Origin of the sequence: Pseudoalteromonas rubra (genome assembly GCF_005887115.1) — a bacterium.
Taxonomy (GTDB): domain Bacteria; phylum Pseudomonadota; class Gammaproteobacteria; order Enterobacterales; family Alteromonadaceae; genus Pseudoalteromonas; species Pseudoalteromonas rubra_F.
On record NZ_PNCJ01000014.1, the window covers coordinates 254,381 to 270,572 of the forward strand.

At 48.2% G+C, this 16,192-nt stretch carries 10 protein-coding genes; 6 read left to right on the forward strand and 4 right to left on the reverse strand.

All coding sequences use genetic code 11. The features are described 5' to 3' along the window. Positions 1–13: 13 nt before the first annotated feature. The 4 genes from CWB98_RS10510 to CWB98_RS10525 all read right to left on the reverse strand — a co-directional run bounded on the left by CWB98_RS10510 (position 14) and on the right by CWB98_RS10525 (position 6,166). Positions 14–655, reverse strand: a complete 642-nt coding sequence (locus tag CWB98_RS10510) for a cohesin domain-containing protein (RefSeq protein ID WP_138544827.1) — start codon at positions 653–655, stop codon at positions 14–16. Positions 656–716: 61 nt separating this feature from the next. After that, positions 717–2,798 (reverse strand): dockerin type I domain-containing protein, encoded by a 2,082-nt coding sequence (locus CWB98_RS10515; protein ID WP_138544828.1) that lies wholly within the window; start codon positions 2,796–2,798, stop codon positions 717–719. Positions 2,799–2,934: 136 nt separating this feature from the next. Beyond that, complete coding sequence (locus tag CWB98_RS10520; protein ID WP_138544829.1) at positions 2,935–3,552, reverse strand: response regulator transcription factor; 618 nt, start codon at positions 3,550–3,552, stop codon at positions 2,935–2,937. Between the two features lie 289 nt (positions 3,553–3,841). Then, a complete protein-coding gene (locus tag CWB98_RS10525) occupies positions 3,842–6,166 on the reverse strand; it encodes a TonB-dependent receptor (protein WP_138544830.1) in 2,325 nt (774 codons plus the stop codon). Positions 6,167–6,794: 628 nt separating this feature from the next. Between CWB98_RS10525 and CWB98_RS10530 the strand changes: the two genes are divergently transcribed. From CWB98_RS10530 to CWB98_RS10555, 6 genes are all read left to right on the forward strand, one after another. Beyond that, positions 6,795–10,094 (forward strand): VPS10 domain-containing protein, encoded by a 3,300-nt coding sequence (locus CWB98_RS10530; protein ID WP_138544831.1) that lies wholly within the window; start codon positions 6,795–6,797, stop codon positions 10,092–10,094. Between the two features lie 191 nt (positions 10,095–10,285). Next, complete coding sequence (locus tag CWB98_RS10535; RefSeq protein WP_138544832.1) at positions 10,286–14,056, forward strand: COR domain-containing protein; 3,771 nt, start codon at positions 10,286–10,288, stop codon at positions 14,054–14,056. Continuing rightward, positions 14,046–14,522, forward strand: coding sequence for a DUF4231 domain-containing protein (locus CWB98_RS10540; protein WP_138544833.1), 477 nt, complete (start codon positions 14,046–14,048; stop codon positions 14,520–14,522). The genes CWB98_RS10535 and CWB98_RS10540 overlap by 11 nt, the downstream gene beginning before the upstream one ends. A 30-nt stretch (positions 14,523–14,552) precedes the next feature. Beyond that, the gene (locus CWB98_RS10545) at positions 14,553–15,008 is read left to right on the forward strand and encodes a GNAT family N-acetyltransferase (protein WP_138544834.1); all 456 of its coding nucleotides are present in this window, start codon (positions 14,553–14,555) and stop codon (positions 15,006–15,008) included. Positions 15,009–15,097: 89 nt separating this feature from the next. Then, the gene (locus CWB98_RS10550; RefSeq protein WP_249364658.1) at positions 15,098–15,736 is read left to right on the forward strand and encodes a GNAT family N-acetyltransferase; all 639 of its coding nucleotides are present in this window, start codon (positions 15,098–15,100) and stop codon (positions 15,734–15,736) included. A gap of 64 nt (positions 15,737–15,800) precedes the next feature. After that, positions 15,801–16,178: an MmcQ/YjbR family DNA-binding protein gene (locus CWB98_RS10555; protein ID WP_054015535.1), complete on the forward strand. Its 378-nt coding sequence runs from the start codon at positions 15,801–15,803 to the stop codon at positions 16,176–16,178. The last annotated feature ends 14 nt before the right edge of the window (positions 16,179–16,192 follow it).

A 16,192-nucleotide genomic window follows, 5' to 3' on the forward strand; every position in this document is an offset into this window, starting at 1 on the left:
CAGCCGCTTTTCTCTAAGCTGGCTGATTAGCGTGTGAGCCTGCAGGTCGTCTGTGTATCAAGAGTCCACTCAATATCATTAACAGCACCACAGCCGTTAAACCAAATGCCCAGATCTGATTGCCTGAGGCTGGTTTATCTTGTACCTGATAGCTGGTGTCGAAACTCAATGCCAGAGGGGGCTGGGGTACGTATACATACTTTTCTCCGCTACGGGTGCCAAATTCAGCACTTTGAATGGAGATCTTGGCGTTGGTGGTGTTGTCTGGTGCAGTAAAATACAGTCGGGCGAGGCGTCCACTACCAACCGCGCTTGCTGCCGGAGCAACCTGGCTAACTATATATTGGATCTGACCTTTTTGAGAATCTGCCAGGTTACGCAGGGTATACAGGTGATCCTCATCGAGAAAGTGGCCCTGTTCAAGCTGAGCGCCTTTGGCTTTAGTGTCCTGATCAATCAAGGTCATGGACCTGGCGTCGTAGTTGAGGGTTAGCTGTACGCCATACACTTCTGGCAGGCCCTCAACCATCACATCCACATAGAACTCGCTGCCGGTTTTAATGTGCGGATCAGAGGTATTAAGGTAAATACGTCCTTGTTCTGCAAATGTACTCAGACTCACCAGTAATGTGGCAATACACATCAAATATTTCATCCTGTTGCTCCTTAAAATTGATATAAAGGAGTTAGCGTTAAACCCTAACCCCATTTATTAGTTACCAGCTTTGTGGTCCTTGTTTACCAAAGTTGGCACCCAGCAGGGTTAAATCTCGCAGGTTGATGGCGCCGTCGCGGTTAAAGTCGGCGGCCATCACGTAGCCATTTTGTTGACCTTCTACTGAGCGATAGGCGCCCAGTAATAGGGTCAGGTCGGCAATGTCGATGTGGTTATCACCATTGCTGTCACCGCCAACCAGGTTAATCTGACCAAAGTCGATATCAGCCTGACCCGCTCTCAGATAGACCTGTTTTTCGGCCATTAGATACCCAGGTGTACTTAACGCCATAGTGACGTCACCCAGGCCAAGGCGAACAGAGAAGCTGCCATCCGGGTTAATAGTGACGGGCTGGCCGTTAATTAAAAGCGTTACAAAGGCGTAGTCGCCAGCGGTGCTCAGGCTGGAAATATTACCCGTTAAAGTGACGGACTCAGCAATAGTGAAAGAATAGTCGGTATTGTTTTGCAGCAGGTAATCACCTTGCTGGTCGGCGATTTGAGATTGCAGTGAGAGTCTCACTGTGCCTGCTTGTTCTGCAACTAGGGTCACGGATGCAAACTCACCCTCCCCCGTTTTGGCAATGGCTGGGACCATCAGTGCAAGCGCACCATCCCATTGTTGGTCATTGATGCCCATAGGTACAGACAGGCGCTCATCAGAAGGCAGAAACTCACCATATTCACCGCCATAAATACGGGCTTTGGTGGTGTCACTCAGGCTGACAACGGCATCCAGGCCATAAATGTCTGTACCAGTTACCTTTAGAGGCAGTGTGACAATATCGCCTTCCAGCACCTGTGTTTGTGGTAGTAATGGTGTCAGAGTATTAGCGCGTTCAGCATCGAGCTGAAACCGTTGAGCATATATTTTCTCCCTGAAATTTAGATTGTAGTTGCTCCAGCTTATAAGAAAGTCATCAGAACCTATCTGGCGAATTGCGGGGGTCGCTGCATAATAGCCTGCTGTGTGGTTGACCTGAAACTCATCACCATTACGTGTATCATCGCTGAGAAAAGCCTGAGCGTATACGTCACCCTCCGTTGTTTCGTCAGCATAATCCATCCAAGTGATTATGTAACCACCATTTTCCAGCGCTTCAATTGCGATGTCTAACTGTGACTTTTCTGTGTGTGAGTTTACTTTAAACGTCTCTCCTTTGGGGTTGCCATCGGCATCCAAGCGGCGAGCTAAAATATCATCGCTGCTCTCATCCACGTATGTATGTTCCCAGATGACAATGAACTCGCCGCTGCTAAGGCGGCTAATTGTGGGGTTGAATTTTGTTGTGGGATCGCCGTCACTGACCTTGATTTGAGATCCTTTACGAAATCCATTGGCATCATATCGTTGTGCAATGATATGTCCGGATGACAGTGCCACCGCAATAAAACCCCCATCTGCTGTGCTTGTGATATCTGGGAATTGCAGTCCTTCATCCAGGTTTATCGTATTGATTTCGAAAGCATTTGCTCTATAGATTTTGGCAAAAGACTTGTTTTGACTGTGCCAGCCTACCACAAAGCCACCATTATTTAGTGGTGCAATAGATACATGGGTGTAATAAGGAACAGGGCTTTGATCGAGCTGTAGCTCGCCACCGATAGGTGTACCATCCATATTAAATCTTTGAGCCAACAAGTGTGAACCATATTGTGGATTGTCTGAGACAGTCTGCCAGACAACGATAAAGCTACCGTCTTTGAGTAGGGCGACCGTTGGATTCTTTTGCGATTCTTGGGTCTGAGTATTTACCCGAAACTTGCTGCCAATGGCTTCACCTGAAAAATTATAAAGCTGCGCGAAAATACCTTCATTCTTGTAGTCGTTTGTCAGACTTTCCCAGACAACGACGTAGCTCTCGCTGTTTAGTCGTGCTATCGAAGGTGTTCGTTGAATTTTGTCAGCATCTTTATACACCTCAAATTCAGCGCCCAATTTATGGGGAGTACCTGCGTAGCTAAATAGAGATAAGCTACATAATGTGACTGAGAGTGCTGTACGGATAAAGCGCGTTTTAATTGACGGGGCGGTTGTGCCGAAGCTTATTGAAGTAAAGGGGTTTCTAAGTTTGATATTCACTGTCTATTCCTTGAATGTGAGGAGGTTGTTAGGTTTGCATTATTAAATGCCCATACAAGTTACAAATACTCTCTGCAGATAGAAATAGGGTATTTACCCTATACTGGCTGAAATGCTTATGGCGTGGCCTGTTAAATTACAGCGATATCCCCTCCTCAATCGCAAAACGCACCAGCTGAGCGGTTTTTTTAAATCCCAGTTTTTTCATAACCCGGGTACGGTGCGCATCTACTGTTTTGGCGGAGATAAACAGGGCCTCTCCAATTTCCTTGTTGGTTTGGCCCAGGGATATATGGTGAATAATTTCTTTTTCCCGAATGGTTAACTCAAAATCAGCTTTATTATTACGATAGCTTTGCAATTCAGATTGATGACTGTCACTGATATATTGCCCGCCAGTATGTACAATATGAATGGCTTTGATCAGCGAGTGAAACGCGTCGCTTTTGGGTAGATACCCATGAGCGCCAGCTTCAAGCGCATTGTCGATCACTTTTATGTCGCTATGCATGGTGAGTAAAATCACCCGGGTTTTTAGGCCTCGTGCTTTGATGCGCTGACACACGTTGAGCCCGCTTACTTCACCCATTGTAATATCGAGAATGGCGATATCCGGCTCGTGCCTGAGAATGTGCTGCCAGGCTTGTTTACCGGAATCAACATCGGCAATGATAGAGCCGACTCTGGCAGCTTGGATCAGTGCAAGCAGTCCCTGCCTGACGATATGGTGGTCATCCGCAACGATGATTTTCATTATTGATTTTATAAGTGGGTAATTTCTTACATTTCAACATATTACTAGCTTACTTTGAAACGTTATCAGTACTGAGCAGGTAATTAGGTTTAATGTTAAGCTGCTTTTATAGACAGTTTTCTGTGAGTGGTAAACTTATTAACAAACCAGGAAAAACAATAAAATAGACGGAAAGTTGTCACTGTAAAGCGGTGCAGTTTGAATTTGATGGTAGAAATCAGTTGTAAAACAAATAGCCGCCTTGCGGCGGCTATTTGGCTATTTCGCGGGTAAGTTTGCTCAACAGAGCTTAAAATTCCATCTGAAAAGTCAAAGAGACCTGACGAGACTTACCAATGTATTGCTGACCATAACTGGTAAACATCTTGCCCTCATTGTCGGCTTCTTTGAAGTAACTGCGGATATAATCTTTGTCGAATAAGTTTCTGACATCCAGACGTACGCTGTAGTTATCCCACTTATAACCCACTTGCGAGTTTACGATTAAGCGATCATCATTCACCGGCTCATTATTAAGGGCGTACTTATCCGCTTCCAATGCTACTTTAGGGTTCATGTAAGCTAAGCTTGACCCTGTGTATTTGGCGTTAACATTGACGTACAGGCCATTGTCAAAGGTGTAGTTGGAAGCCACATTGGCAGTCCAGTCTGGGGCATCGGCGAACGGACGACCGGTCTGTGGGCCAAACTCGGTGAACTTGGTTTTTGCCAGACCAGCCCCTGCGGTTACCGACCAATTTTTGCTTGGGTAATAGAATACTTCAGCTTCCCAGCCTTTTACCTCAGATTCACCAGCGTTCACGGTTTCTGTGTCGTACAGTGCACCAGAAAGGCGCTGTTTTACCTGCTGATCTTTCCATTCCAGCATAAATGCATTGGCATTGACCACCAGCTTGCCATCCAGCCATACCGAGCGGAACGATAACTCATAGTTGTTGGTGTACTCCGGCTCGTAACTAAAGATACGAGAGCGGGCCATGTTAAAGCCAACCCCACCTGAGCGATACCCTTTTTGGTAAATAAAGCTGGTCGACATATCTTGGTTGAAGTGATAAGTCGCGCCCAGTTTGGGTAACCAGGCACTAAAGTCTTCGCTCGACTCAGGCTCTACGCCAGAGGCTGAGGCCGCAAAGCCATTCAGATAGGCATTGATGCCAGTTACAAGTGGGCTTAGTTGCGCTGGTACCTGAGTTGGATCTGGTAGGTGGTTATCTATAGTGTACGCATTGTCGGCGCTATTAGTTTGCTCTTCTGTGTCGTATCGCAGGCCAGCCAGTAGATCGATTTGATCTGTGACCGACCAGGTAACATCGCCGTAAACCGCTGCTGTCTTAATTTTTTGTGCTAAACCGTAGTTCATATTAAGGACAACAGGGTCGATATTAGGATACAAAGGGGCAGCCATCGCTGCTGTTTGCGCTGCAACTTCGACAGGAAGCCCTTGTTGCATGAGTAATCCGGTAACAGCCGTTGTAAAGTCCGATACACCCACCGCTTGTTGCAGGGTCAGGATACGTTGTCCTTCAGCTCGGTCGTCAACATCAACCTGTGATGTATACAAGCCAAATGCGGCCTGAATATCGTCAGATTCATAGGTTAATCTGAGTTCCTGGCTAAAGGTTTCATCGGTACGGCGATTGGCATTGTCTTTGACAATCTGGGTCGGTTGCATATCACCATCCCAGTTATAGCCATAGTCCGATTCGTTGTAGGTGGTAATGGAGTGGAATGACGTTGTCTCATTCACATCCCAGGTAACTTCCAGGTTATAGATATCGGTTTTGGTTTCTTCCCAGATTGGGGAGTTGAAATCTACGGTACGGTCAAACGGAGACTCACCAAAGTCGTATAGGCTCCAGAAAACACCAAAGCGATTTTCATTGTTGGTGTAAGTTAGTAGCACATCGATGTCGTCGTTGGGTTCAAACAGCACTTTGGTGCGCAGAGTCTGGCTTTCTTCGAAATTAGACGTATCACCACGCGTAATGTTGTCAATGTCACCGTCGGTTTCTTTGTCTTCATAGCTGACTCTGAATGCCAGCATATCGTCTATCAGTCCCATACCACCGGCGAACGCAAATTCCTGCTGACCGTGTTGGCCAACGGTGGCTTTAAATTTAGCGGATGGCTCATAGGTTGGGTCTTGCGAGCGGATCATAATGGCACCCGCCAGCGCGTTGCGCCCTTGCAGAGTCGACTGAGGACCACGGAACACTTCAACCTGTGCCAGATCCCAGACAGACAATCCGCCACTTTTAACCATACGAAATGGCAGCGGTGCGCCATCGAGGTACATACTGGTTAAGAAGCTATTACCGCCGCCTGATACTGAGAACGAGTCAACGCCACGTATTCTGAAGCCGTCGTTAAAGTCGCCAGATACGTTTGGCATCATTGAGAAGGCATCATTGATATTCTGTAGGTTGTTTTGCTCCATGTCCTTACTGGTAACGACTGCAACACTGCTTGGTGTGTCTTGCAAAGTCCGGTCTATCTTTTGACCTTGTACAACAATTACATCCAGTTCTTTTGCTTCATCTGCAATAGCGGTTGATGCAGTAGCGACAGAAACAAGTGCTAAACCAACAGATTTAGCCAGAATATTCAATTTCATACGTTAAGCTTCCAGAGAGTTTAGAGAGAGTTAAATAAATTTTTCCGGGAATAATACGTGATTATTCTAAAAACACAAATGATATCCACTATCATTTGTGATTGCGTGCCTAAATAATCTCTTTTTTATCTCACAGTGCGCCAGTCAATTAGCACTCAATTCGCTGCAGTACAAATGCAGTCCCGGTGTAAATGTCTGATTAGAATTTCTGGTTTGGATAGCCCGGTGATGAAGTGTGGGTGTCTGCCATCTATTTGATGATGCTTTTATCGGCACTGTAGTTACAGGCGTCAATTAACAGTCATGCATGAAAATTGCAATACTCAATAGTGAAATGTCCAGAAGGGGTTGTTGTGTGTAGAGAAAAAACTCTGAACAGGGCTGCGAGCAATTTCAGAATAATAGCTGCTCGGGAATAGAATTTTTTAAATAAATCATGGCTCTAAGTGTTATTTATTGTGTTTTTTCGGCGCGGTGCTCACATGACCCGGCTTTTTGTCGCATTTTATTTGAGCGCCAACGCACACTTATTGCACTGTCTCTTTAAGTAACATACGGTTAATAAGTTTTTTAAAGTGTTACATTGTAACGCTTTGGGTGATCGACACAATAATAATAGGGAAAATGTATGCAACAACTAAAACTTGGCCGCGCGATGCGCATTGCCTTGCTGGGCGCAGCTACGACACTGTGCAGTCTGCCTGGCCTGGCCGCCAAAAGTGATGAAGGGGTGTTATCAGCTGCCACCTTCAAGGGGCTGGAACTGAGAAATATCGGGCCGGGCTTTATGTCGGGTCGTATTGCGGATATTGCCATCGACCCCAAAGATACCAGTGTCTGGTATGTGGGTGTGGGCTCCGGCGGGGTATGGAAAACCAATAATGCCGGTGTGACCTGGCAGCCAGTTTTTGATGACCAGCCGGTCTATTCGATTGGTGCCGTGGTGCTGGATCCAAATAACAGCAATACCGTTTGGGTTGGCACGGGAGAGAACGTTGGTGGTCGCCATGTCAGCTTTGGTGACGGCATCTATGTGAGTCATGACGGCGGTGCAAGCTGGACCAATATGGGCCTGAAAAACTCAGGCCATATTTCAGAAATTATCGTGCATCCAACGGATTCAAATATCGTCTGGGTAGCCGCTCAGGGGCCGCTATGGAGCAAAGGGGGTCAGCGCGGTTTGTATAAAACCACCGATGGCGGTAAAACCTGGGACAAAGTGTTGGGTGACAATGACTGGACCGGTGTAACCGATGTCGCAATTGACCCGCGCGATCCGAATGTACTGTATGCCGCCACCTGGCAGCGCCACCGCACTGTGGCTGCGTATTATGGCGGTGGCCCGGGTTCTGGCCTGCATAAATCAACCGACGGTGGTAAAACCTGGCAAAAGCTATCGCAAGGTTTACCTCCGGGAGAAATGGGCAAGATTGGCCTGGAAGTTTCACCAATCAACCCGGATGTGGTGTATGCCGCCATTGAATTAGATCGCCGTACAGGCGCGGTGTATCGCTCTGCTGATCGTGGTGCATCCTGGGTTAAAGGTGCCGATGCGGTAGCGGGTGGTACCGGACCGCACTACTATCAGGAGCTCTACGCCAGCCCCCATTACTTCGACCATATCTATCTTGCTGGTGTGCGTTTACACGAGTCTAAAGATGGTGGTCAATCTTTCAAAAGAATGGAAGAAAAAGACAAACATGGCGATAACCATGCAATGGAGTTTATCGCAGGTGACAAAAACTACATGATGGTGGGGTCAGATGGTGGTTTATATGAAAGCTTTGACAGCGGCATCCACTGGCGTTACCACGAAAACCTGCCTGTGACTCAGTACTACAAACTGGCACTGGATGACGACAAGCCGTTTTATAATATTTACGGTGGAACACAGGATAACAATACGCAGGGTGGCCCGTCTCGTACACTCAACAGCCACGGTATTCTGAACACCGACTGGAAAGTGGTGTTGTTTGGTGATGGTCACCAGCCTGCAACCGAGCCGGGTAATCCGGATATTGTGTATGCCCAGTGGCAGCAGGGTAACCTGACCCGTTATGACCGCACTACCGGTGAGATGGTGTATATCAAGCCGCAGCCTGGCAAAGGGGAAAAGCCCGAGCGCTTTAACTGGGATGCCCCTATTCTGGTTAGCCCACACAAGCCATCGCGTTTGTATTTTGCCTCACACCGGGTGTGGCAATCTGAAGACCGCGGCGACAGCTGGACACCAATCTCCGGCGATCTGACCAAAAATCGTGAGCGTATTCATCAGCCAATTATGGGCGGTAAGCAAGGCTGGGACGGCGCCTGGGACATGTTTGCGATGTCGCAGTACAGCACCATTACCTCTTTGTCGGAGTCGCCATTGGTTGAAGGCCTGTTGTATGCCGGCACCGATGATGGTCATATTCAGATCACCGAAAATGGCGGCAAATCCTGGCGTAAGGTGGATGTAAAACGCCTACCTAAGGTGCCAGATACGGCATTTATCAACGACATTAAAGCCGATCTGTTCGACCCGGATACGGTCTATATTGCGCTGGATAACCACAAGTTTGGCGACTATAAGCCTTACTTGCTGAAAAGCACCAACCGCGGTAAATCCTGGAAGTCGATTGCCAGCAATCTGCCTGATAAGCACTTAGTGTGGCGAGTGGTACAGGATCACGTTGATCCGGACCTGTTGTTTGCCGGTACCGAGTTTGGCCTGTTTTTCACCATTGATGGCGGTAAGCGCTGGGTAGAGCTGACGGGCAACGTACCGACCATTTCGTTCCGCGACCTGGCCATTCAGCGTCGTGAAAACGACTTAGTGGGTGCCAGCTTTGGCCGCGGCTTCTTTGTACTGGATGACTACCGGGCACTGCGTAATCTGTCGGAAGATAAGCTGGCGCAGGAGTCTCTGTTATTCCCAACCCGAGATGCACTGTGGTATATCCAGCGCAGTCCGCTGGGCGGTGGCGAAGTGGGCACTCAGGGTGGTAATAAGTACCGTGCGCCGAACCCGGACTTTGGAGCCACTTTCACCTACTACCTTAAAGACGACATTAAGAGCCTGAAGGCGCAGCGTCAGGAAAAAGAAAAAGCCCTGAAAGAAGATGACAAGTCATTTGGTGTTCCATCTTGGCAGTCGCTGGAAGCCGAAGAGCGCCAGCAGCAGCCGGTTGTGTGGTTTACTGTGCGCGATGCCCAGGGCAATGTGATCCGCAAATTGCAGGGCAGGGCTAACAAAGGCTTGCACCGCATTAACTGGGATCTGCGCTGGCCGGCACATCAGGCCATTGGCGTGCAGGGCAATTACTTCTCGCCGAACCCTCAGGGTCCACTGGTGACACCGGGTACTTACAGTGTCAGCATGAGTAAAGAAGTGGACGGTCAGGTAACTCAGTTACAGGCGCCGCAAACTTTTGAGGTGGTGCAGCTGAATCAGCGTAACGCGCTGAAGGAAATTGACGGTGAAAAAGTAGCGGCCTTCTGGAAAGAGCTGGCAGATGTTCAGCGTGTGGCAAGCGCAACCGGTCAGGCACTGGGCAAAGCGGTGAAGCGTCTGGATATGCTGGAGCAGTCACTGGATCGCACCTCCATTGAACCGGGTGAATTTGACAGCCAGTTTGCAAACATCCGCAACCAGCTGTTGGCACTGGATAGCCGTCTGAACGGTAATCCGGCGAAAAACCAGGTGGGTGCAACGAATGACACGGCCACCGTGGGCGACCGTTTGTTCCATGCGCTGATTGGCACCAGCTTCTCGACGTATGGCCCGACTCCGGCTATTCGCACCAGCGTAGACCTGGCAACAGAAGAGCTCAGAGCAATACGCAATGAATTGCAGACCATTCTGAGCGACACCATTCCGGCATTTGAGCAACAATTGCAGGCCAAAGGCGCTCCCTGGGTACCCGGCCAGTCACTGCCGCAGATTTAATCTGCCATTGATAATCGTAAACTGAAAAAGGGCTCCATTGAGCCCTTTTTGTTTGTTTTTCACTCCGTTCTGTGGGGTGAAAAGTGCACAGTTAAAAGCCGCAGCTAAGCTTGGCGGCTGGTTAAAAAACCGTTAAAGTGGCTGTCAGATCAGTGAATTAGCATGCCCCTGCAACAGGAGACTTACCCCGGATGGCCCAGTTTCAACACCCCGGCGCTTTGCGCGAAGCCCAACACCGTATTCAACAGGCGCTCGAACACGGTGCCAGCAGCCTGGATTTAAGTGGTTTACGGCTACGCCGCTTACCCGAGGAAATTGCCGCACTGGCCCCCCAGCTGACGGCATTGGATTTAAGTAATTGCGGGGAGTTACGCAGTCTGGCTGGTATTGAGTCGTTAACCGGTTTGACTGAGTTAAAGCTCCGCTTTTGCCATAAGCTTGAAACTTTAGAGCCGCTCAGTCAGTTGGTTGAAATAAAATGGTTAGATATAGAGCTTTGTGACCAGCTAACGTCGTTAAAAGGATTGGAGCGGCTAAATCAGCTGGAAGTATTAAGTGCTTATAATTGTAGACGTCTGACTGATATTGCTGCATTAAAAGGTAAAGCAAACCTGACAAATGTGAATCTAGCTCATACAAGTGTTTCGGATATATCGTCTATGTCCGAACTACACAGCCTGCAATCGGCTGACCTTTCGTGGTGTAGCGGGACCTCTTCGCTAGAACCATTCTCTGGTTTAACTAATTTGTTAGATTTAAATGTCAGTGGCGTGCAGCAAAGTATAGATTGGATTGTTTCTCTGCCTTCATTAAAAACATTGCGCATATCTCTAGCTTCACTCTCTAGTATCTATGCTCTTGAAAACATAAAACAGTTGGAGACGCTAGAGCTGGATGAGTACGATGATGTTCATCTTAACACCCGGCAGCTTACACTTGGTTGCTTAAAAAAACTTTACATTAGTAACTTTTATGCCGAGAGTGTAAATTTTTTACGAGGGCTTCCTCAATTAGAGGAGTTGCATCTCGATGATTGTATCAACTTGCGTGATATTTCAGGGCTTAAATGGACCGAGCAGCTTAAGTCATTGAGATTGAATTTCGAGGATAATCTTGTTTCTTTAAAGAGCTTGTTGATGCTAGACCAGCTTGAATCTCTTTCGCTTAATACATCGCAGTATTTAGATGATATGGACGTTATTAAGGTTCTGCCAGAACTTAAAGCGCTAGATCTTTGGATATTCGTCCCTGAGGAAAGTTTTAAACCTGTCTGTTTTCCACCCAGCTTAATATCTTTAGAGGGATATGGATTCAGACTGTTAAAGGAAGGTTGTAAAGATGCAGACATTGCTTATTTTACGGATTTGAAAGAAATTAGTATCCACTCCGGACTATCTGAAGGTGAGATAATCGCGTTAAAAAATTTACCGCAAATGACTTCTATCCACTCAGGTTGCGCCTGGACAAAAGTAAACGGTATGTGGCAGCTCTCAGAGTTGCAATGCAAGGAGAGCTTATCTATCAGCGAGCTGGATGAATTATATGTATTTGATAAATTGGCATTAAACATTCTGAGTTTCTACGGGAATTCGAAGCTGAGGAGCTTAGCAGCGATAGGTGACTATAAAAATTTACACTCCCTTGATATTAATGACTGTAATGGACTTCAGGATTATATGCCCTTAATGCAAGCTTGTGTGCTGGAAAAACTTGAAATAGGTCGGCCGCAATATTCAGATTCTACTTTGCAGATACACCAGATCCCGAAACTGGATTGGATTACGGCTGAATATCTGCTAACCGAGTTGCCTAAACTTGAGATGGAAGGACAGATCTTAATTGAACATATCCCTCCTGAACTGACCTGCCCGATTAAGCAGGACGCCATTGAAGACTGGTATTGGGATATCCAGCGCCATGGACACGCTACGCCGACGGCGTTAAAGGTGATGATTTTGGGCAATGGCCAGATAGGCAAGACGCAGCTGGCCCGGTGTTTGCGGGGCGAGGCATTTGATGAAAGCGTGAAGAGTACCCATGGCATCCAGCTACACCGCTTTGATTATAACGGGGTAGAGATCCAGTGCTGGGACTTTGGCGGTCAGGATGTGTATCTGGGGACCCATAGTTTGTTTATCGACAGCCGGGCGCTGTATTTGCTGCTGTGGCATCCGAAAACAGAAAATAACGACCTGGTGCCGTGTGAGCAGATAGAGATCCGTAACCGGCCGCTGAGTTACTGGCTGGCCTACTTAAAGTCGCTGGCGGGCTCGGAAGCCCAGGTAATGGTCTGCCAGAGCCAGTGTGACGATCCAGAGCAGGATCAGCGTGCCCCGGTGCCTCATCCTGTGCCGTTTACCAAGCTACGTGAAGTGCCTATCAGTGCCAAAGTGCCCGGCGGACTGGATGAATTTACGCCCTTTTTTGAGCGGGCGATTCAGTTACAGCTTAAACGCAATGGTGATATCTGGCTACCCAAAAACTGGCTGGCAGTGGAGCAGGAGATTGCTGTGTTGCAGGTGCAATTATTACCGTACGACGCCTATCAGACACTGTGCGCGCGCCATGATGTGGCAGCGCCCGAAACCTTAGTGCAGTACCTGCATCAGACGGGGCGGGTGTTTTATCGTAAAGGCTGTTTTGACGACCAGCTGATTCTGGACCAGGCCTGGGCGCTACAGGGTGTTTACCTGCTGCTGGAGCGCGAGCATGTGATGCCGGCACTCAAAGGTGCCAGTGGCTGTTTTGCGAAAGCGGATCTGGAGCCGCTACTGTGGCAGGGGAAAGAGTTTACGGCCAGCGAGAAAGCTTTGTTTGTGGAGATGATGTTGCAGTGTGGGGTATGCTTTCAATTAACGGATGACAGCTATATTGCCCCCGACGCCCTGCCGGAAAAAGCGGAACGCCAGGGGCATTTTACCAGTATCTGGCAGCAGGGCGAATGCGACTATCATATTCGCCTGGAGTATGCGTTTTTACACGATGCCACCATGCGTTATTTGCTCAGTAAAATTGGGGAGCAGGCGGGTCCTCAGGCCTGTTACTGGCGCTACGGCTGCTGCTATTACGATGCCAAAGCCAATGCCCGGGTGTGGTTTGAGTGCACGCCATTAACTGATGAACAAAAAGAAGAACGGAATGATTTCAGTAACTATGGCCAGCCCGGGGTGATTGATATTCGTGTTGCCGGTAAACAAGGGCTAGAGCTGGCAAAACACTTGCTAAAATCGATCAGTAAAGAGCAGCACCTGGAACAAAGCGCCCGGGTTGAGTGGCAGGTGGGAGAGCCGACGGAAGAAGCGCGTGAGATTCAAGACGAAGATGCTCCGCTAGCGCCGTTTGCGGGCATTAACCCGGCGGCCAAGGCATCAACCGGACTGTACTTTTCTTATGCCTGGGGTAAGGCCCCGGATCCACATCAGCAAATATGCGATGAGATATACACTCAGCTGGCAAAGTATGAGCTTGAGGTGATCCGCGACAGAGAAGCCACAGGATATGGCGACAGCATAGCCGAATTTGAGCGCGAAATTGGCCGCGCCGATGCCGTATTACTGGTGATCAGCCGCAAGTCTTTGTATGAGTCAACGCACTGTATGAATGAGCTTAAGCTGATTTATGAGCATTGCCAGGGACAACAGAATAAGTTTAATGACAAGGTGTTTCCGGTGATCATCGGTGATGTATGCATCGATACACCTGAAGAGCGTTTGGATGTGGTTGCGCACTGGCTGAAGAAGAGAGAGTTACTCGACAAGCGCATTGACGCAGTGGGTAATCAGTATGCAGGTAAGGCTGACCTGGACGCGCTGAAAACGATGGACGCATTTATCAGTTGTGTGTCGGATACTCTGAGCTGGATAAGCGATAGAGTTACTGAGCGTGAAAGCGAGTTACAGGCCGATGCAACGGTGCAGTTTGTAGTAGACAAATTAAATCTGAGGTTACGTAATGCAGGATAACATACAGGCACTGACCATGGAGCAAAGTACTTATATTGGCGAGCGGCTGGAGCATCAGATCAGCTGGTATGATACAAAAAGCATGGATAATCAGCGCGCTTATCATCGCTGCCAGATTGTAGAGTTGTGCAGCGCGGTATCTATTCCGTTTATCACCGGGTTGTGGGGCAGTGTGGTGGCCGGCCAGGTGATTATTGGTATTTTGGGTGTGCTGATAGCGGTATGTGCTGGTCTGTCTAACCTGAAAAAGTATCAGCAAAACTGGCTGAACTATCGCACCAGTTGCGAAATGTTGCGTCGTGAGAGATTTCTGTACCTGACAGCCTGTGCGCCCTATCATGAGGCCGATAAATTCAATTTACTGGTGACCCGGGTTGAGGATATTCTGGCAAAAGAGCATGGTGAATGGCGGGTCAATGTACAACCCAGGCAAACCACCCATGGTGAGACAGGTCAACCCGGCTAATTATATCAATCAGGGATAAAAGGAAGAGCGATGGCAAAGATCCGACTGGCGACACCACAGGATTTATCCGGCATAGTTCAGTTGTATAAAGAGCTGCGCGGGCATGATCCGCAAATGAATGAGCTGATACTTGAATCGGCATGGAGCGAGCTGCTGAGCAGCCCGGCGGTCAATATCGTGGTGGCAGAGGTAGATGGGCAGCTTGCGTCGACTTGTCAGCTGGGCGTAGTACCCACCCTGACCAATGGCTGCCGCCCGTTTGGGATCATTGAACATGTCATTACCTCAGAGCGTTTTCGTCGTCGTGGTTTAAGTCAGCAGGTAATTGAACAGGCATTGTCGCTTGCCTGGGAGCAGCATTGCTATAAGGTGATGTTACTCTCTGGCGCAACACGCACCAGTGCTCACAAGCTATATGAAAAAGTTGGATTTAAATCGGATGTTGAAAACGGGTTTGTTATTAAGAATCCGATGACAGTAAATTAAAAGGGGCCGACCGACCCTTTAATGGGTAAATTTGTTCGCAGAGGTTTCGTCTTTTTGTTATTTGTCATCATTTTTTATCTATGCATATCGTGAATTTATGGTCCTCTGGACTGGTACAGGACAAGCCTTGCGAGCGCGGCGCCTTGCTTGGTGAATATCACCACCCTTATTTTAATAAACGTTTTTCTCTAAAGCTGATTGGGCACAATGATTTAGCGCGTTTTTGTCGCTGGATGAATGACCCCAGGGTTGCGCACTTCTGGCAACAGGCCTGGAGTGAAGAAAAACAGTGGCAGTATCTGAGTGATAAGCTTGCCGATGCCCATACTTTACCCCTGATTGGCTACCTGGACGACCAACCTTTTGCTTATCTGGAAGTTTACTGGGCAGCCAGAGACAAGCTGGCAGGTTATTATGATGCGGCGCCCTATGATCGGGGGATACATCTGCTGGTGGGGGAGCAAAGCTGCCGTGGACCGGATAACTTTCGCTGCTGGATGACCTGCCTCAGCCATCTGATCTATCAAAGCCAGCCCAAGACCCAGCGTATTGTGCTTGAACCCAGAGCTGATAACGTGCGCCTGATGAAGCATATGGCAGGGCTGGGCTATCATAAACAGTTTGAGTTTGACTTTCCCCATAAACGTGCCGCACTACTGATGGGACACAGGGCGCATTTTTATGAACATATTTTTGCTAAGTATGACGAGTGTGAGTCAGTCGCTTAGGTCATTGGCATACTCTAAATGAAGGTGTATGGTGCTCAGACAATGTCAGCAAAGGAACATCAATATGGACCATACACAAGCCCATGCTTATCTGCTTAATAAACCCTTTTCTTCCGTTGGACAGCCTTTTGGGCCCGGTGTCGATGTGTTTAAAGTGAAAGACAAGATGTTTGCGACACTGGCTCCGGGCAAATATAACGAAGGAGAGGTCCGTCACTGGTGGTTGAATCTGAAGTGTGACCCGGATGAGGCGCATGCTTTGCGGGACATTTTTGATGCGGTTATTCCCGGTTACCATATGAACAAACGGTTGTGGAATACAGTGATCCTGGATGGCTCTGTGCCCCGTGGAGAAATAGAACGCATGATAGATAACTCATTCTTGCTGGTGGTGCAAAAAATGACCAAAAAGCAGCGCGAGGCCATCATGGTGCATCTTTAGTTTTTTATACGTAA